Source organism: Flavitalea plasmicola, assembly GCF_030546645.1.
In the GTDB taxonomy this organism is placed as follows: Bacteria; Bacteroidota; Bacteroidia; order Chitinophagales; family Chitinophagaceae; genus Puia.
Genome location: NZ_JAUOTO010000002.1, coordinates 252,393 through 271,898, shown reverse-complemented (window position 1 = coordinate 271,898; position 19,506 = coordinate 252,393). Strand labels below are relative to the sequence as shown.

The window sequence follows — 19,506 nt, the reverse complement described above, 5'->3', positions numbered from 1 at the left end:
GGTTTAGTATGTAAGAAGATAGTCGAGTTCGATGCGCTGGGTCACCAGGTTACTGATCGCTTCGATATATTGCAAACGGATCTGTATGGCGTTGCCGGCAAGTGCGCCCCATTCCACATAGCCGATAGCGCCGTTCCTATAGCTCAATATGGCGGTTTGCAACAGCGTATTGGACTGGGTGAGACCGCTTGTATGGTAGTAGGCAACAGCTTCCGCGTATTTGGCGTAGGCATTGATGGTCTGTGATAGCTGCGCCTGCAATTGTTTGACGGCCAGCTGACTGGCGGCTCCCGCAATCACCTGCTGCTGTTGTGCCGCCTTAATACGCGCTTGTTGTGCACGATTGAAGACCGGGATGCTTACGCCCAGTTGAACGGTGGAGAATCGGTTTGCATTTCCGTACCAGGTTTCCGAACGGTCCTTGGCTAGCTGCCATCCCGCGATCGACTGGTTCGTATAGCCGAAGCTGATATCCGGCAGCAGGCGGGACCGCTGGACGCGTGTCATTGCGGCGGCAGCCGCTTCCTGCTGATGGTAATATCCGATCATCGGATGACGCCCGACGAAGCCACTGTCAGGGGCAGGGCTGGCGGCCGGGAGGGCAAGCCGGTCGGCCGCATCAAGGGGGTCTTCCATATTCAACAACAGGCCCAGGCGGATGGCGGCATCCCTCCGGTCGGCGAGGGTCTGGCCGAGTTGAAGGGCTATCTGCTGGGCCTGGTTCTCGAGCGTCGTCTTTTCAAGTAGGTTGGATTCTCCCTTTTCGAAGCGAAGCCGGGCCATCTCGCTAAAACGTAGATAGATGCTGTCCATTTGTTCCAGCAAAAGCTGCTTTTCCCGCAAGACCTGCAGTTGAAGATAGGCCAGCTTTACCAGGCGGGCGATCTCTGCTGTCTGTAATGTTGTGCGGGCCTGGGCGCTGTTTGCTTCGGCAGTAAAAAGATCGCGCTGGCGGGAATAGACGGACGGCAGTGAAAAGGTTTGCGCTATCGTGAACCTGTTGTCGAAGGCCGCGCTGTTGATATTGCCCCATTCTGTCGACAGTTGCGTTCGGGGGATGTCGGCGGCCGACCGTTGCAAAGTTGCGTAATACTTTTCCTGGAGCCTGCTGATGTTCAGTGTGCCGTTCTGTTTCGCGGCCAGTTGGAGTGCTTCTTCGAGGCTCAATTTTCTGGTTTCCTGGGCAGAAAGAATTGCAGGGGCGGTCAGCGCGAGCAGCAGCAGGGCGGTCATCGATAGTTTGCCGGGATTCCTGCTCTTTTTGGACCTCCCGCTTTTTTCGATCATGAGGTAAAGGGTTGGCAGCACCAGCAGGGTGAGCAACGTGGAAGTGACCAGGCCGCCGATGACGACGGTAGCCAGCGGGCGTTGCACTTCCGCGCCGGCCCCATCGCTGAGCGCCATGGGGAGGAAACCGAGGGAGGCCACAGCGGCGGTCATTAATACGGGTCTGAGCCGGACCTCCGTCGCATAGAAGATGATCTTGCGGGCATCGCCCATGCCCTGTTCCTTCAGCCTGTTCATCTCGCTGATCAGGACGATGCCATTGAGGACCGCTACGCCGAATAGCGCAATGAAGCCCACGCCGGCCGAAATGCTGAATGGCATCCCCCTTGCCCATAGGGCCAGGACGCCACCGATGGCTGACAATGGAATGGCGGAGAAGATGAGCAGGCTGTATTTGATGCGGCCAAAGGCAAAGAAGAGCATGAGAAAGATCAGCAGCAAGGCAATGGGCAGGGCGATGCTCAGCCGGCGGCTGGCTGCCTGCAGGTTCTCATACTGACCGCCATAGGTGATATAGTATCCTGCGGGAAGGTGCAGCTCGCGCGAGACTTTTTCCTGCAGCTCCTGGACGATGCTTTGTACATCCCGGCCGCGCACGTTGAAGCCAACTGAAATGCGCCGGTGCGCATCTTCGCGCTGGATCTGGTAAGGGCCGTCCTGGATCGCTACCATGGCGAGGGTACTAAGGGGCACCTGATCTCCGTTGGACAGACCGACAGGCAGATTACCAATGTTCGCCGGGTCCCGTTTCCAGTTTTCCTGCATGCGAATGACCAGATCATACCGTCGGTCACCCTCGAAGACAAGGCCGGCGGCAGCACCGGCATAGGCGGACTGGATGGTATTGTTGACATCGCTGATCGAAGCGCCGTAGCTGGCCATAGCGGCGCGGTTATGCCGGATGACGAGTTGGGGCACCCCTGTGACCGTCTCCATATAAAGGTCTCGGGCGCCCTTCACGGTTTGAATGATGCGACCCAGCTTTTCTTCGTAATGCGACAGCGTATCGAGGTCATCGCCGAAGATCTTACAGACTACGTCCTGGCGGGCGCCTGTCATCAGCTCGTTGAAGCGCATTTGGACGGGGAACTGGAAGCCCGTAGCGATACCCGGCACCTCTTCCAGGGCGGCGCTCATTTTATTGGCGAGCTCGGGAAAGCTGGCAGCGCTTTTCCATTGAGCTTTGGGCTTCAGGATCACCATCATGTCCGCCGCTTCCAGCGGCATGGGGTCCGTAGGTATCTCTCCGGAGCCTATCTTGGTAACGACCTTTTCAACTTCGGGGAAGCTGTCCAGTAATATTCTGGCGGATTGCTGAGTGGTCCGGATGGTATGGGTGAGGGAAGAGCCGGTGAGTAGCCGGGTGTCGACGGCAAAGTCGCCTTCCTCCAACTGCGGGATGAACTCCCCGCCCAGCCGGGTTAGCAGGAACACGGAGAAGGCGAACACCACGACGGCGGCCGTTATTACCCAACGTGGCCCGCGCAGGGCGATTTTCAAAAGGGGCCGATAGATGCGGAGCAACCATTCGATGAGGCGGTCTGAGATGGTTTTCCTGTGGTTCAGTCTTTTGCTGAGGAAGAGGGCGCTCACCATTGGCACATAGGTCAGCGATAATAAAAAAGCGCCAATAATAGCGAAGGAGACGGTTTCGGCCATGGGGCGGAACATCTTACCCTCGATGCCCCGTAAGGAGAGGATCGGCAGATACACGATCAGGATGATGACTTGGCCGAAGACCGCGCTGCTCATCATCTTCCCGGCCGAGACTTCCACGGCTTCGTTCATTTGTCCCTGGTCGATGGTGGTTGCCTGACCCAGGACGCGTCCATGCGACAACTTATGAATTACAGCCTCAACGATGATGACCGCGCCGTCCACCAGCAGGCCGAAGTCAAGCGCGCCCAGGCTCATCAGGTTGCCGCTGACGCCGAAGATGTTCATCATGATGATAGCAAAGAGCATGGATAGTGGGATGACAGAGGCGACGAGCAGGCCCGCACGGACATTGCCGAGAAAGAGGATGAGTACCCCGATAACGATCAGGGCGCCTTCCAGGAGGTTATGCTCGACGGTAGTGATCGCGTTGCCGACCATCTTGCTGCGGTCGAGAAAGGGTTCGATGACGGTCCCTTCGGGCAGGGTCTTCTCGATCTCTTTGATCTTTCGCTTGATGTTGCCGATCACCTTGCTGCTGTTCTCGCCTTTGAGCATCATGACGACGGCTCCGGATACTTCGCCGGCGTCATTGAACAGCATGGCGCCATAGCGGATGGCGCTGCCCATGCGCACGTCGGCCACGTCCCTGACAAGCACGGGAATGCGGGTATTGGTCTGTCTGACGACGATGTTGCCGATGTCGTCCAGGCTGCCGGCCAGGCCTTCTGTTCGGATGAACAGCACATTGGGGCCCTTCTCGATATAGGCGCCTCCGGCATTCTGGTTATTTGCCTGGATGCTTTTATAAACGTCCGCAATAGTGAGCTGGAAGCTCTTGAGCCGTTCGGGATTGACGGTTACTTCGTATTGCCGGACCTTTCCGCCAAAGCTGCTGACGTCCGCGACACCTTCCGTTCCGAGCAGCTGCCGTCGAATGATCCAGTCCTGAATGTCCCGGAGGGCATTGAGGTCATACTTGCTTTCATAACCCGGCTTGGGCCGAACTGCATATTGAAAGATCTCACCCAGGCCCGTGGTCACCGGCCCCAGTTGGGGATCGCCCATGCCGGCCGGTATCTGTTGCCGCGCCTGTGCCAGCCGTTCGCCGACTTGCTGCCGGGCCCAGTAGACATCGGTGGCGTCGTTAAATACGATAGTGACCAGGCTAAGGCCGAAGCGGGAAAAGCTTCGCTGTTCGACGATGCCCGGAACGTTGCGTGTGGCCTGTTCCACCGGAACAGTAATAAAGCGTTCGACATCCGGCGCGCCAAGGCTGGGTGAGGTGGTTATGATGAGGACCTGGTTATTGGTGATATCGGGTACGGCATCGATGGGCAGCTGGGTTACCGAGTAGGCCCCCCAGCCGACGAGTATCAGGATGAAGATGCCGACGATGAGCTTGTTCCTGACGGAAAAGCTGATAATAGCGTTTAGCATGAGTTACACAATAGTATGTGGGTGATTAAATGGCCATTGCGTCAGGGCGAGTCGTTCGGTTAATGGCGAATTAACGCATGCTGAACCCACCGCCCTAATGGCCGGCTAATTAAAACGGGTTGAAAAATCATGCTCGGGGAGGCTGAAAGACGGAGTGGGGGAAAGCAAAAAAGTTTACGCGGGCGTCCAGTAGGACGTAGTCTGTCGAGGCCAGGACAGGGCTCTCGACAACGATGATCATAGGCTGCGGGATATCGTTTACGGCGGAGAAAAGGCTGGTGTTCTCCTGTGTCTTGAAGGGTAGTCTCATATCCTGCTGGTAGTCGGCATCGAAAACTGTTTTGTCGGAATAGTGAAGTTTCAGAAAGCCGAGCAGGGTCATGTGGGAGTTCTCCTGTTTATGTTTGATGTAGTGCTCGACGAGTAAAGGCAATTTGAGGGCCTGATAAGCTTCCGTCGTACCGAAGAGGTAGACGAACATCAGCAATATGGCGATCGCCTTTTTCATGGTCACAAAGATAGGGTTTTTTTTGAGTGGCCATCATCGATGCGGAAGATCAGGCGGTAACATGATGAAGATCACTGGTTTTTCCCAAATAGTTGAACCTTTATCCTTCAGCGCTTACAGGGCTGTATATATCCGCGGAATTAGGCACGCGAAGAATAGACGCCAGAAGGTTACAGAAGAAGGGTTTTGATAGGGAAAAGAATAGGGCGATCTTTAACTTTTTAAGGAATTACGTCCTCTTTGAGAAGCAGGAAATGAATCGTAAATTTGATACCCTGTTTAAGCAAACAGATAAAATTAGTGTTATGAATACTGTTGAGTATCTAAAAATGGAAGGCAAGCAAGAAGGCTTTGCTGAAGGCAAGAAGGAAACGACGAGGGTTATTGTTGAAAACCTGTTAAGGAATTCCGACTACCCTGTGGAGAAGATTGCCATCTCTTGTGATGTCTCCATTGAATTCGTGAACAACATAAAAAGGAAATTGAAGACTTGGTAATATCCCTGTCTTTGAAGCGATACGAACCGCCGGCATACCACCGGCGGTTTTTCATTGTGTGCCAGTTGTTAAGGGCATTTGCACGGGATGAAAACCCCATGGCAGCCAGCAAAATACACGCTGTGCAGGTTCTGGAACGGACCCGAATAAGCGATAAGCCTTAATCCCCTGTAAGTTTACCGATCAAATGCTCAAACACAGCCTCCGGCTATTTGGCGAAACAGGAGTAGGAGACCAATATGGAGCAACATATTCTGATGTTTATGCCTATCCGTCGCAGGTACATACTCCAACCACAGCTTCTAACAACGGGTTAGCTTATGCCACAAATAATATTAATAAAGTAGTAAGAGCTACGGATAAATTATACTAATAATGGAACCTCAATTTTTTTAACGGATTTATCATATAAGACAAGCCTTCCTGCCGGCCATATTACCCAATTGATTGAATACTAAACAGGCGTGTCATTGGCACGTTCGTTGTAACATATCGATGCGCTGGCATTTCAAACGCGTGATTGGACCGGCAATAAATCTTAAACTTTTTAATTCACTAAAATGGAAAACAATCTTCAGGAAAGAAACAAGGCAATCGTCAAAGAAGCATTCGATGCCGTTTTCAACAAAAGAGATGAAAGTGCCTTTGAGCGTTTTTGGTCGTCAGATTACCTCCAGCACAGCGCACATATTCCACCAGGGCGAGATGGACTGAAAAGATTGGTCGCCCAATTACCCAAATCCCTAAAGTATGAGATGGGGCAGATAGTCGCGGAGGGAGATATCGTCATGGTCCACGGCAGATTCAGCGGCATTGGACAGCCGAAAGCGTGGATAGCGGCGGATATCATCCGGATGAGCGAAGGAAAATTGGTCGAACATTGGGATGTGATCGAAAATGAGGTCAGAAAAGACGAATCTCCGAGCGGAAACCCGATGTTCGGGACGGCATTCAGCGAGGTGTAGTCTTGAAAAAGCCGAGCTTGCACCAGTTTCCATTGCAGGAGGTGACGAATTAGCGAAATAAAACAAATTACGTCGACAGCTAAAAGTGTAATTCGTTTAAGTTCAATTGTTTGAGACTTTGGCATGTAAATAGTTTATTGTTAGTTGGGTCGATAATAGCGTAACTTAGTCTGATCACTCACTTAACTGCCGCGGAATGGAAAAGCTTGAAAAGATAGAACATGGTGAAAATGACCATTTCCATTTGTCGCAAGTCATCGAAAACAATAAAGCTGAGGAACTTCTGGGACTGCTGATTTCCATCTCTACGATATCCGATCTGTCCGGATTTTTCTCGACAGTAGTTACTGCACTTAAGGACATCGTCGACTTTGAAACGGCAGATCTTCTTCTTGGCCGGGCTTCCGCTGGCAACAGTCATTTGACGTACCGGCATGGCAAAATGTCGAAGCACCAGGATGAAGGCGAGATCAGTCTTCTACAGCAACAAAACGACGAAATAGCCGGCTTCGCCTTTCGCACACCAAAACAATTCCACCGATCGCGTTGGACAAGCATGCTCCAAAAAGACTCCCGGCTATTTCAAAGGGAAATGGAATTCGAATACAGTTATTATATACCATTCTGGAATTACTCCATACTTGTCGGCTTCCTCGCATTCCGGACGAACAAAAAGGGCGGATTCGGGCCTCGTACGATTGCGGTCCTGCATGTTGCCGCAAAGATCATCGCCCCCAGATTTTATCAACTGACGCAACAAGATCAGTCGCCTCTCAAAATATGCCCAACGCTTCTTCCAACAAAAAACCAGCTCAAGCCGGACAAGCATATGCCATCCCCGGTGTATGGTAAAATGATAGGCATCAGCGATAGTATGCGGCATGTGTTCGACCAGGTAGCCGAAGTCGCACAAGCCGACGCTTCCGTGCTGATACTGGGCGAGACTGGAACCGGTAAAGAGCTGATCGCGCGGGCCTTGCATGAAAACTCACCCCGGAAAAACAAACCGATGGTGAAAGTCAATTGCGCAGCATTACCCGCGGAGATCATTGAAAGCGAGCTTTTCGGCCATGAAAAAGGCAGCTTTACCGGCGCGACCGACCGTCGCATCGGCAAATTCGAACAGGCAAACAACGGCACCATCTTCCTGGACGAGATCGGCGAACTGCCCCTCGTTCTGCAAACAAAGCTCCTGAGAGTACTCCAGGAACGCGAAATAGAACGCATTGGCGGAATGGATCTGATAAAAGTGAATGTCCGGATCGTCGCAGCAACTAACCGCGATCTGCTGCAAGAAGTCCACAAGGGAAATTTTAGAAGCGATCTTTATTTCAGATTGAATGTTTTCCCGATCAGCATTCCGCCACTAAGGGACAGGAAAGAAGATATTCCATTCCTGGCCATGCATCTATTGCACAAACACACCAAAGGACCTAAGCACCCGCCTGGATTTTCCAGCAACGCCATGAAACAATTGCAGGCATATGGTTGGCCGGGCAACGTGCGTGAGCTCGAAAACGTGATGCAGCGTTGCGCCCTCTTTCCTGACAACGAGATCATAAACGAGTTGCCGATGCAACTGTTGCGCAGCGAATACCGAATGCCCGGGGACGCGCGCATCAAGACCATCGATCAGGTGGAACGGGAGCACATTATAGCCGTATTGAAGAAATGCCGGGGTAAAGTCTCTGGCCTGGGTGGCGCGGCGGAGGAATTGAACATCCCTTCCAGTACACTTAATTCGAAGATGCGGAGACTCAAGATAAAATTTGCATTTATGAAAAAAGGTTGAATCTATGAAGTCGATACTGTCGCCTGTGGTGCTTTTATTTGTACTGATCTTATCGGCAAGTGCCCTTTCACAGCCGGTGGTACATGATTCACCGCGATACCTTCTCCCTTTACTGGCAAAAAGCAAACCCGATACAAATAGGGTGGCGTTGCTAAATCGTCTCGCGGGCTATTACATCTTCAAGCCCGGAAATTACAAGGACGATCTTGACAGTGCCATGGGGAACCTGGACGATGCATTGGCATTAAGCAGGCGCCTGGGTTCACCTTATTGGGTGAACGAAACCCTAAAATTAAAGGCCGATTGTTATTTAGAGTCAAACGGAGCCGAAGATCTACCAAAGGGTGGCAATTGTTTCCGGGAGGTGGCGGACTATTATCGACGCATCGGGGATATACCAAATGAAGCCCGTCTTTGGCGTCGGTATGCTGAATGTCTTGTCTATACCCATTACCAGGACAAAACTTGCTGTCTTGTAAAAGCGCTCGCTCTGTATGAGCAACTATCGCCTCAATATCAAGAGGAAGTCATTCGGACGCTGGAGATCCTTGCTGACAACCACCTCGCACAGGGACGTCTGGATTCAGCGGAGACGGAATTACTGGAAGTCGTCACCAGGTACAAATCGATTGGTTTCCGGCACCTGCAAGATTCCTATGATCTGCTGGCGCACGTGTACCGATTGAGGGGATTTCCGCAAAAATGGCTGCAATACAGGCTACAATGCATGCAAGCAATGTATGACTCCGGTGACACTTCCGCTGTCGTGCAATATGCCCTGGCAACAGGATCTGTTTACCTCAAGATGGGTTTTAACGAAAAGGCGTTATACTATTTTGATAAGGTATTACATCATAAACTAAGGACCGATCTCGATTCATTAAACTATTTTGAGGCACTCGTCGATAAAGCGATTTTGCTCGCGAACACAGGTCACGCCCGCGAGAGCATCCAACTATTAGATGAATCCACAAAGGCGGGTTGGCCTGCGTCCCCCTATTATTCCATACTCTTAAATTCGGCATATGTCGAGAGCTACAAAACGTTGGGACAATTCGCAGCGGCTGAAAAATATTATTTTGATGCCCGGCGTCTGTTTAGTGGCGAAGACGGATACGACATTTTAGGCACCGCCAAACTTGTGAGCACGGGTTTGTCCCTGGTAGATCTGTATCTCAAAATGGGTCGCCTGAATAAGGCCAGATCAATGATGCAAAGCATCGGCGTTGTTCGGTTCGCCAGCTTGGCGCCGGATGAACTTGGGCTATACTATTTTGCCAAATTCAAATTGGACTCCGCGGCGGGAAATTATACTTCAGCTATCCGGCACTATACCCAATACAAGCAACTCACTGATTCGATCTTCAATGCAACCAAAAACAGGCAGGTCCAGGAACTGGAGATCAGTTATGAAACAAAACAAAAAGAAGCGTCAATAACAGACCTGCAAGGGAAGGGCAAGGTCCGCCAGGCCGAATTGAACCGGTCCAATGCGCAAAAGCGACTTATCCTGGTCGGCAGTGGTCTTCTGCTCGTGATCGCTATCCTCGCTTTTATTGGTTTTCGGCAAAAGCAACGCAGTAACCGCTTGCTCCTGGTGCATCAAAAAGAGATCGATGAAAAAAACTTGTCGCTTGAATCACTGAACTACCGGCAGGGTTTGCTGCTCAAGGAAAAAGAATGGTTTGTGCGTGAGATCCATCACCGGGTGAAGAACAATCTTCAAACGACGATCAGTCTTCTGCACATGCAGTCCACCTATTTGACGAACGAACAGGCTATAACCGCAATCCGCAATAGTCAGCACCGGCTGCAGGCCATGTCGCTTATTCATCAGCGACTCTACCAATCGGAGGATATGACCAGCATCGAGATGTTTTCTTACATAACGGAATTGGTAAGCTTTCTCAGAGAAAGCCATCGGGGAATTGACAATATCGCCTTTGACTTCCAGATCGACCCGGTGGTGTTCGACATCGGCATGGCCATTCCTCTGGGCCTTACTATCAACGAAGCCGTAACCAATTCCATAAAATACGCTTTCCCGAACGACAGACAGGGAAAGGTCTCGATCTCATTACGGGTCTCCGACGGCGACAATTATGTCCTTGTAGTCCGGGACAATGGCATCGGACTTTACTCTGGATATCGTTCCCCGCAAGGACAGTCCTCCCTGGGCCTGGATCTTATCCGCGGTTTAACAGACCAGATCCAGGGACGCGTGCAAATCGAGGGGCACGACGGCACAAGTATCACCCTTTGTTTTAACACTTCAGCGCCGTACGTACAAGGGCCGGCCGCAGAACATGCGTTAATCTAACAACTATGGAAACCAGAATATTGATCGTCGAGGACGAGTTTATCATCGCCAGTTCCCTCAAGATAATCCTGGAGCAAGCCGGCAACAGCGTAACGGGCATTGCGTCATCTGTGACGAAGGCGCTACAAATGATCGATAACGAGTGTCCGGACTGGGTATTCCTGGATATTTACCTGGTGGGCCAGGAGACGGGCGTCGATCTGGCCAACATTCTCAATGCGCGGAATATCCCTTTTATCTATGTGTCCGCCAACTCCAATCACAGTGTGCTAATGGAAGCGCGTACGACGAGACCCCTCGGATTTCTCGTTAAGCCTTTTCGCGAGCAGGACGTATTGGTGACGCTCGAAGTCGCCAAATACCGCCACGAGCACGACATCAAAATGCAGTTGCATAGAGAAACAGTTCTCAAAGAGCCGGTTATTACCGACGTGGACTTCGTCGACCACGGCATGATCGGCAGGGCGCCCCTTTTCCAAAAGGTGAAAGAGCAGATAGCGACTGTCGCTCCATTTGACGTTTCTGTTCTGCTGCTCGGCGAAAGCGGTACTGGAAAGGAGAGGGTGGCCCATGCTATTCATGTGCGATCGGAAAGAAGGGCGAAGCCATTAGTCAGGATCAATTGCTCTGCGATCCCCGAGACCCTGATCGAAGCTGAGCTGTTCGGTTTTGAGAAGGGCGCTTTCACCGGCGCCACCGACCGCCGCATCGGTAAGTTCGAACAGGCGGACGGGGGGACGATCTTCCTCGATGAGATTGGTGAGATACCCTTGGAATTGCAGGTAAAACTGCTCAACGTATTACAAGAAAAAGAAGTCGTGAGGATCGGCAGCAACAAGGTAATAAAGACGGATGTCCGGATCATTGCTGCCACCAATCGCAACTTGGAAAGGGCCATCGCCGCAGGAAGCTTTCGACTTGACCTGTATTACAGATTGAATGTCTTTCCCATTACTATGCCGGCGCTTCGCGAGCGGAAGGAAGATATTCCGTTACTTGTAGATCACTTTATCCGTATGCTGAGCGTGAAGATGCATAAAACTCCGAAACGAATTTCGCATGCCGCCCTGCAATCCTTGCAGGGATACACATGGCCTGGTAACATTCGCGAGTTAGAAAATATTATTGAAAGATGCCTGATCACTAACAAAGGGGAGATTATCGAGTCCATCGAAATACCTTCCACAGAAATATTAAATGTCGTTTCGCCAAACTTGGGAAAGGCTATCAAGACCATTCGTGAGGCAGAGAAGGAACACATTCTTGCAGCCCTCGAATTCTGCAAAGGCCGCATCTCCGGCATAGACGGCGCGGCAAAACTCCTGGATATTTCTCCTACGACGCTGGCAGCACGTCTGAAGAAGTTTGGTATCGCAAAGGATATCCTAGACGAATAGCTGACGAACATACCTGATGATTTAGCGAAATAAGACAAATAAATTTTCCGCATGCGAAAGCAATGACATGTAAACCATCGACTTGAAAAAGCGGCACGCCATTGGGTTCATGTAGCTCAAATAAATGATCGTTATGAGCACATTACTCGACGAGGTCATTGCCGCCCACGGTGGCATCGACCAGTGGAATAATTTCGACCACATAAAAGCCCATTTAAAAGTTGCTGGACATATCTGGGAAATAAAAGGCAAAGCCGGGTTGCTTAGCGACGGATTCTTCGAAGCTAACACGCACAAACAGCTGTCCGGTTATTGCTCCCTGTTACCTCCGTATTTAATTTCGACTTGGTCTCCGCCCAGGCTCACGCTAAAAAAAGGAGATAACGGTCGGAAGGAAGTGTTGCTCAATCCGCGGCGTTCGTTCGATGGCGAAAAACTGGAAACGCAATGGAATGACTTACAGCCGCATTACTTCAGCAACTACGCTTGGTGGACCTACTTCACCGCTCCTTTCAACTTCACCCTGCCCGGATATACGACCAGGGAGCTCGATCCCTGGCAGCAAGCGGGTGAAACCTGGAGAAGGCTGGAAGTTACCTTCCCCGATTATATAGAGACGCACAATGCCGTCCAAATCTTCTACTACGGTCCGGACGGTCTGCTAAGGCGTCACGATTACGCGCCGGACATCCTGCAATCTGTCCCCTCCTCTCAATACGTCTCCGATTTCAAACAGGTGGATGGTCTCATGGTACCATTCACGCGCAGGATCTACCTGCGGAATGCTGACGGCTCGTTTAACCTCGATCCCGTCATGGTCTCCATCGATGTCCTGGAGCTGGAATTCAGCAAAAAATAATCACATGAAAAACGCAACAAAGCTTATTTATTTAGGCGGCCCAACAGTGATCCTGGAGATCGCCGGACTCCGGATGATTACAGATCCCACACTCGACCCACCCGGAAATTATCTTGCCGGACCTGGTGATACGATCGAGAAATTGACAGCACCGGCACTTTCGGACATTGGCAAAATTGACGGGGTACTCCTTAGTCACGACCAGCATGCCGACAACCTGGATAAAGCCGGGAAAGCACTCGTCATGCGCATCCCGCTGACTGTTTCCACTAAGGCCGCGGCGGGCCGGTTAGGCGGAAACGTCAAAGGGCTGTCGCCTTGGGAAACCTGTTCTATCCCGACACCTGATGGCGGGCAGCTCGCGATAACGGCCACTCCCGCCCGGCACGGTCCGGCAGGGATCGAGGCGATCGCGGGTGATGTCACGGGTTTTATGCTCACACCCGACAATGGAGAACCCTCCATTTATCTGACGGGCGATACGGTATTCTTCGAAGGAGTCCAGGCGGTTGCCGACCGGTTCAAGCCGCAATTCGTGATCCTGTTTGCCGGCGCTGCCAAACCGAAACTTCCCCGCCAACGACGCGCTGGATACAGCTTTCGCTTTTCCCGATGCAACGATCATCCCAGTCCACTTCGAAGGCTGGTCGCATTTTTCTGAAAACGGAGAAACCCTTCGACAGGCGTTCATGGCGCTTGGTTTGGGGAGCAGACTGAAGATACCCGAGGCGGGCAAAACATTTATCCTGGCCTGATCCATTCATCAATAAAAATTGTATATGACCAATCAACGTGTAGCCCTTATCACGGGCGGCAATCGCGGCATCGGGTTCGAAACTGCCAAACAACTGGGAGAACAGGACGTGATCGTCATCCTGGCGGCACGAAAATTGGCGGATGCTATAGATACCGCCGAACGGCTGACGGGCGACGGTATCGATGCCCGGGGCATCCAGCTTGATGTCACGAGTGACCCCGATCGCCGGGCTGCCGCCGACTACCTGTCAACGACTTTCGGCAAACTTGATATTCTGATCAATAATGCGGTTGTCGCACCCAAAGAAACGCTATTCGTAAGCAAAACGACCGAAACCACCCAGGAGGAATTCGATTTCATTTATCGGACCAATTTTTTTTCGATCGTCCATCTGACAAGGGAATTGCTGCCACTTATAAAGAAAAGCCCGGCCGGCCGAATCGTCAACCTCTCCAGCATCCTTGGTTCGCTGGCCGTCCACGCACAACCCGATAGCCCTATCGCAGGATTTCGCGTGCTCTCTTACAACTCAGCCAAGGCGGCCCTTAATATGTTTACGATCCAGCTGGCGGCAGACCTGGCCCCAATGGGAATAAAGGTCAACTCCGCCCATCCTGGCTGGGTGCAGACGGAACTTGGCGGCAACGAACAGGCGCCGATGACTATAGCCGACGGTGCGAAGACCAGCGTCGCGCTGGCACTCCTCGCCGCAAATGGGCCAACAGGTAAGTTTATTCACCTGGGACAGGAAATTCCCTGGTAAAGTATTTCAATCTCAAAACAAACAATAAAATCAAAGATCATGAAACGAAAGATTAGTTTTCTTCTGCTGTCCTTTATGACTGTAGTAGCCGCATGCACTTCGGCGCAAGTAAAGAACATTGTGTTAGTCCACGGCGCCTGGGCAGATGTTTCGGGCTGGAACGGGGTCTATAAGATCCTTGTAGCGAAAGGCTATCATGTGGATGTGGTCGGCACGGCCAACCAAACGCTCACCGGCGACGCGGATGCGGTGAGGGCGGTACTCGCTCGCCAGACTGGACCCGTCATCCTTGTCGGCCATTCCTATGGCGGCGCCGTGATCACTGAGGCCGGGGACACCTCAAGCGTCGTCGGACTGGTATACGTATCAGCTTTTGCACCGGATGCCGGGGAGACATTGATAGGCTTATTGAAATCCGGTCCCCCCAATCCCGAATCCGGTATCCTTTTGCCTCCCGTAGATGGCCTGATCTGGTACGACGTCGCCAAATTCCATAAGGATTTCTGTCCCGATCTGCCCGATGTTCAAGCTGCTTTCATGGCCAGTTCGCAGACACCGTCGGGTCTGGCTACGTTCACAACGCCGTTGACCAAGGCAGCCTGGAGAGGAAGACCCACCTGGGCGATCATATCTACGCAGGACCGGATGATCCCACCGGACGCAGAACGTTTTATGGCAAAAAGGGCAAATGCAAAAATCACAGAGATCCAGGCCAGTCACGTGGCATTCATCTCTCATCCAAAGGAAGTCGCAGCAGTGATAGAAACAGCTGCAACACAGGTCGGACACTAACAAAAAACGATGACCATGGCTATGAAGCAGCTCCTGTTCTCTCCATTTCAATTAGGCCGCATGCCTCTTCAACACCGGGTGGTCCATCCACCGTTGACGCGGCTTAGGGCAAATCCGGATGACAGCGTAAGCGATATGATGATCGAGTATTACCGGCAGCGTGCTTCATTGGGTGGATTTATGATCACAGAATCCGTTCACCCTTCCATCGATAGCCGGGGCTATATCGGGGCGCCCGGCCTTTACCGGGATGATCAGGTGGAAGGGTGGAAAAGACTGGCGGCGGCCGTGCATCAAAAAGGCGCTTTCGTTTTTCTGCAAGTTTCGCATGATGGCCGGCAATCGCATACGGATCTTAGCGGCGGAAAGGCGCCGATCGCGCCTTCGGTTGTCCCTTTCGAAGGGTTAGCGCTTACTGCAAAGGGGTGGGTATCCGTATCGCCACATCGGGCGCTGGCCATCGATGAGCTCCCGCCACTGGTTGAACAATTCAGGGCTGCCGCCAGGCGGGCCCTGGAAGCCGGCTTCGACGGAATCGAACTGCACAATGCCAATGGGTATCTCGCGGACACTTTTTTACAGGATGGCACCAACAAACGCACCGATGCCTATGGCGGTATCATCGAGAATAGGGTCAGGTTTCCGCTTGAGCTGGTCGAAGCGCTTGTAGACGTTTGGGGGGGCGACCGGGTTGGCGTGCGGATCTCACCAAGCGGGAAATGGGGGGCGATCTCGGATTCCAATTCCGCGGCAACATTTGGCTACTATGCGCAGCGGTTGAACAGGTACGGGCTTGCCTACCTGCATATCATCGAACCCCGCGTCATGGGAACCGAAACACTGGAGGAAGGGCGGCCGCCGGTGGCCGCTGCTTTTCTCCGCCAGATCTTCAAAGGGCCAATCATCGCCGCGGGCGGGTTTGACAAAAATGGTGCAGAGGCCATCCTACAAAAGGGCGATGCCGATCTTGTTGCCTTTGGTCGCTGCTTTACTTCGAACCCGGACCTGCCGGAACGGCTAAGAATGGACTATCCGCTGGCGAAATATGTCCGCGAGGCTTTTTGGGGTGGCGATGAGCACGCGTACATTGATTTCCCGGTTTATAAAGATTAAATCACCAGTAAAAAATTAAGAATGAATAGCTTATTTACACCTATCCAGGTAGGCGCCTTCAGTCTGGCGCATCGGATCGTCCTTCCGCCGCTAACGCGGATGCGTACGACAACGGGATTTGTTCCCAATGAGCTGATGGTGGAATATTACAGGCAGCGCGCGACCCCCGGGGGGCTGATGATCACTGAAGGTACGGTAATCAATGAAACCGGTCACGGTTATTACGGTGCCCCAGGGATCTATACAGATGACCAGATCGAGGGATGGAAGAAGGTCACTGGGGCCGTGCACAAAAAAGGTGGCATCCTGCTCAATCAACTTTTTCATGTAGGTCGCGAATCGCACCATAGTCTGCAGCCCGGCGGTGGTCAGCCGATCGGCCCCTCGGTCATTGCGCACCAGGACCTCGTGTTTACGCAAGACGGGTGGGTGCCCGCTGACCTTAACCGTGAATTGTCGGTCGACGAGATCCAATCGCTTGTCGAAGACTATTACAAGGCCGCCCAGCGGGCCAAGACAGCCGGCTTTGATGGTGTCGAGCTGCATGGTGCAAACGGATATCTGGTCGATCAGTTCCTGCAAGACGGTTCCAATAAGCGGACCGATCAGTATGGCGGGTCGGAGGAGAATCGCGTCCGCTTCATGATGGAGATCGTCGAGCGTCTCGTAGAAGTCTGGGGTGCAGATCGGGTAGGGGTCCGGCTTGGACCAAGCGGAACATTTAATTCTATGTCGGACAAAGATCCGATCGGACTGTTCGCCTATGCCGCCGAACAGTTGAATGCATTCGGGCTGGCATATCTGCATCTCATAGAACCACGGATCAAAGGCAATATCGAGATCGCTCATGGACTGGAGCCGGTTGCCAGCATGTACTTGAGGAAGATTTTCAAGGGCCGTATGATCGCAGCCGGTGGGTTTGATTACGAGAAAGCAATAGACATCCTGCAAAAAGGTGATACCGACCTCGTGGCCTTTGGCAGGCATTTTATCGCCAACCCGGACCTGGTCTACCGCTTCAAAAACGATATTCCGCTGAGCAAATATGACCGCGACACCTTCTATGGCGGCGGCGCGAAGGGCTATACCGACTATCCATTCTATAAACAGCAGGCAATCCCGGTATAATGGAAAATATATTAAAATTTAAATTGATCGGCACCTGGGACCTGATCTCGTTTAGTTCGCTATCGGCAGAAGGGAAAATAAGCTATCCACTGGGGCAGGATGCAAGAGGCAGCTGACACGTTGCAGTTTTTTGGACAGGAAGAAGGGCGGGTACGCGTGATCTCCGACACTACGGGTGGGCAAGCAAAGACGTCCTACAAGTATGACTATTATATCAAGGACCACCTGGGCAATACCCGGATGGTGCTGACTGACGAACAGCAGACCGACCGGTACCCTGCTGCCACCATGGAACCCGGTGCCACGGCTACGGAAAATTTATTTTACAGCCAGGTAGGTAATACCCGGATAGCCATACCGCCGGGATATCCCTCAGATACTACAACAAATCCGAACCAAAATGTAGCCAGGTTGAATGGGGGGACTACAGGGCCAAAGATCGGGCCGGGTATCACGCTAAAGGTCATGTCAGGCGACCAGTTCAGCATCCGGGCCAAGTGCTCCGTTGAGCAATAATATTACGCAGTTCCTGTCGGACCAGAACGCATCGATCAATAATAGCCGTCCCCAGGCTTTTGTGAATTGGGTGCTTTTCGATGAGCAATTCAACTATGTCGCAGAAGGCAGTGGTTTCGAGCAAGTTGGTAGTGATCAGGAATTTAAGAAACACGTTCGCCTGAATCTGCCGGTCACAAAGAGTGGATATTTGTATATTTACCTTAATAATACCACACCCAATATTGATGTGTTCTTCGACAACTTACAGGTGACCCACACAAGGGGACCTCTTTTGGAAGAGACACATTACTACCCATTTGGGTTGACGATGGCGGGGATTAGTGATAAGGCGTTGAAGTATGGATATTCCGAGAATAAGCATCTTTATAATGGAAAAGAATTGCAGAATAAGGAGTTCATTGATGGAACGGGCTTAGAGGAATATGATTATGGCAAGCGGTTCTATGATTCGCAAATAGGGCGATGGTCTGTTATAGATCCAATGGCCGATAAAATGGGTAGGTTTAGCCCGTATAATTATGGATTTGATGACCCTGTCAGATTTATTGATCCGGATGGTATGGCGCCTGAGACAGTTAAACCTATAGATAACGCTGCATTAACAGCAATTAAAAATACATTGAGTAAAGCAGATCAGAAATACATAAAACTGAATGACAAAGGTGAACTTGACAAGACATTAATAAATTCCGCAAATAGCAGTAGCAAGAATTTTAGCAAACTTAAAGCACTGGTAAATAGCAAAAAAATGTTTGAAGTTTCTTTTGCAAAATCTTTTGTTTCAAAAGACAAGGATAATCAGATACATCCTCATGAATTCGGGCCTGTAATAATCGATAAAAATAGTCCCCCTGGCAAACTAGACCCTCAAACAGGGGAATCCGGGTTTCTAGGAGTTACATTGGCTACAGCTCATACTAAAGGGCATAATTCTCCTGATAATGTCAATCATGTCATTATTAATTCTGGACTTAGTGAAGAAGGAGGAGCACAAGTATTATCCCATGAATTATATGGTCACGCGTTCTTGTTTTCACAAGGGACCCCATTCACACATATTTTTCAAGGAATGAAAGATGTCAACAAGCCTCTTACGACAAGTATTATTGAAGCTATCAAGGAAACCACCTCCAATATGAATTCAAAATAAAACGCATAACGATGAAAAAGGCAGTGATATTGGTGTTATTTCAACATATTTGTTTGTTTGTTTTGGCGCAGGATTCGGGAATTTCTTTTACAAAAGATATCGTTCAATATAGTCTAGGAAAAAAAGTTTACAAATCGCTTTGCATCACCGTCGCTAATAATTCAAGCGAGGACGTATATCTTTGGTTTAACCAGCAGGATTACCACAATCGAGATAGTATTCTCATAGCTCGTTATTTTCTCAAATTAAACGGCGATTTAAGATTGATCAGCATATTGGGTGATGCTTTAATTGACACATTAGATATGATATTATTTAAAACTTTTGTTAAACGCATTTCGCCTAAGGAAAAATTTGATATTGTATTAAACGCAAAACTATCAACGGCCCCCTTTCAAGACCGCCTGGTGGATCGTAAAATTGTATACTTCAAAACCTCAGAAATCCCAAGTCCGTATCTTAACGTGCTGGAATTTTCCAAGGATCGACTATTTAAAAATTCTAAAATAGTTTTGGACCCGGCTGTTTTTGACCATTCACTTCGGGAGTCAGGGAAATAGAAG

Annotated in this window: 16 protein-coding genes; 14 read left to right on the top strand and 2 right to left on the bottom strand. The window is 51.0% G+C overall.

Translation table 11 applies throughout. From position 1 onward, the window contains the following. Nucleotides 1–3: 3 nt before the first annotated feature. Nucleotides 4–4,383 (bottom strand): CusA/CzcA family heavy metal efflux RND transporter, encoded by a 4,380-nt coding sequence (locus Q4E93_RS06555; RefSeq protein WP_303583593.1) that lies wholly within the window; start codon nucleotides 4,381–4,383, stop codon nucleotides 4–6. A 127-nt stretch (nucleotides 4,384–4,510) separates the two neighbouring features. Further along, entirely contained in the window at nucleotides 4,511–4,891 is a 381-nt protein-coding gene (locus tag Q4E93_RS06550; protein WP_303583591.1) for a hypothetical protein, read from the bottom strand. Nucleotides 4,892–5,196: 305 nt separating this feature from the next. Here Q4E93_RS06550 and Q4E93_RS06545 point away from each other — a divergent pair, with 305 nt between their 5' ends. The 14 genes from Q4E93_RS06545 to Q4E93_RS06480 all read left to right on the top strand — a co-directional run bounded on the left by Q4E93_RS06545 (nucleotide 5,197) and on the right by Q4E93_RS06480 (nucleotide 19,503). Next, entirely contained in the window at nucleotides 5,197–5,388 is a 192-nt protein-coding gene (locus tag Q4E93_RS06545; RefSeq protein ID WP_303583589.1) for an RpnC/YadD family protein, read from the top strand. Nucleotides 5,389–5,948: 560 nt separating this feature from the next. After that, nucleotides 5,949–6,353, top strand: coding sequence for a nuclear transport factor 2 family protein (locus Q4E93_RS06540; RefSeq protein WP_303583587.1), 405 nt, complete (start codon nucleotides 5,949–5,951; stop codon nucleotides 6,351–6,353). 196 nt (nucleotides 6,354–6,549) lie between these two features. After that, on the top strand, nucleotides 6,550–8,145 hold the full coding sequence (locus Q4E93_RS06535; protein ID WP_303583585.1) for a sigma-54 interaction domain-containing protein: 1,596 nt from the start codon (nucleotides 6,550–6,552) through the stop codon (nucleotides 8,143–8,145). Nucleotides 8,146–8,149: 4 nt separating this feature from the next. Then, entirely contained in the window at nucleotides 8,150–10,465 is a 2,316-nt protein-coding gene (locus Q4E93_RS06530) for a tetratricopeptide repeat-containing sensor histidine kinase (RefSeq protein ID WP_303583582.1), read from the top strand. A 5-nt stretch (nucleotides 10,466–10,470) separates the two neighbouring features. Next, nucleotides 10,471–11,862 (top strand): sigma-54-dependent transcriptional regulator, encoded by a 1,392-nt coding sequence (locus Q4E93_RS06525; RefSeq protein WP_303583580.1) that lies wholly within the window; start codon nucleotides 10,471–10,473, stop codon nucleotides 11,860–11,862. A gap of 133 nt (nucleotides 11,863–11,995) precedes the next feature. Continuing rightward, the gene (locus Q4E93_RS06520; protein WP_303583578.1) at nucleotides 11,996–12,721 is read left to right on the top strand and encodes a hypothetical protein; all 726 of its coding nucleotides are present in this window, start codon (nucleotides 11,996–11,998) and stop codon (nucleotides 12,719–12,721) included. A gap of 4 nt (nucleotides 12,722–12,725) precedes the next feature. Then, entirely contained in the window at nucleotides 12,726–13,382 is a 657-nt protein-coding gene (locus Q4E93_RS06515) for an MBL fold metallo-hydrolase (RefSeq protein WP_303583576.1), read from the top strand. 118 nt (nucleotides 13,383–13,500) lie between these two features. Then, complete coding sequence (locus Q4E93_RS06510; protein ID WP_303583575.1) at nucleotides 13,501–14,241, top strand: SDR family oxidoreductase; 741 nt, start codon at nucleotides 13,501–13,503, stop codon at nucleotides 14,239–14,241. A 39-nt stretch (nucleotides 14,242–14,280) separates the two neighbouring features. Continuing rightward, nucleotides 14,281–15,033 carry an alpha/beta hydrolase gene (locus tag Q4E93_RS06505; RefSeq protein WP_303583574.1) on the top strand — a complete coding sequence of 251 codons (753 nt, stop codon included), beginning with the start codon at nucleotides 14,281–14,283 and terminating at the stop codon, nucleotides 15,031–15,033. Nucleotides 15,034–15,048: 15 nt separating this feature from the next. After that, on the top strand, nucleotides 15,049–16,146 hold the full coding sequence (locus Q4E93_RS06500) for an alkene reductase (protein ID WP_303583573.1): 1,098 nt from the start codon (nucleotides 15,049–15,051) through the stop codon (nucleotides 16,144–16,146). 21 nt (nucleotides 16,147–16,167) lie between these two features. Then, nucleotides 16,168–17,274 (top strand): alkene reductase, encoded by a 1,107-nt coding sequence (locus Q4E93_RS06495; protein WP_303583572.1) that lies wholly within the window; start codon nucleotides 16,168–16,170, stop codon nucleotides 17,272–17,274. A 99-nt stretch (nucleotides 17,275–17,373) separates the two neighbouring features. After that, the gene (locus tag Q4E93_RS06490; protein WP_303583570.1) at nucleotides 17,374–17,790 is read left to right on the top strand and encodes a hypothetical protein; all 417 of its coding nucleotides are present in this window, start codon (nucleotides 17,374–17,376) and stop codon (nucleotides 17,788–17,790) included. Then, nucleotides 17,780–18,943, top strand: coding sequence for an RHS repeat domain-containing protein (locus tag Q4E93_RS06485; protein WP_303583568.1), 1,164 nt, complete (start codon nucleotides 17,780–17,782; stop codon nucleotides 18,941–18,943). The genes Q4E93_RS06490 and Q4E93_RS06485 overlap by 11 nt, the downstream gene beginning before the upstream one ends. An 11-nt stretch (nucleotides 18,944–18,954) precedes the next feature. After that, nucleotides 18,955–19,503, top strand: a complete 549-nt coding sequence (locus tag Q4E93_RS06480; protein WP_303583566.1) for a hypothetical protein — start codon at nucleotides 18,955–18,957, stop codon at nucleotides 19,501–19,503. Nucleotides 19,504–19,506: the final 3 nt, after the last annotated feature.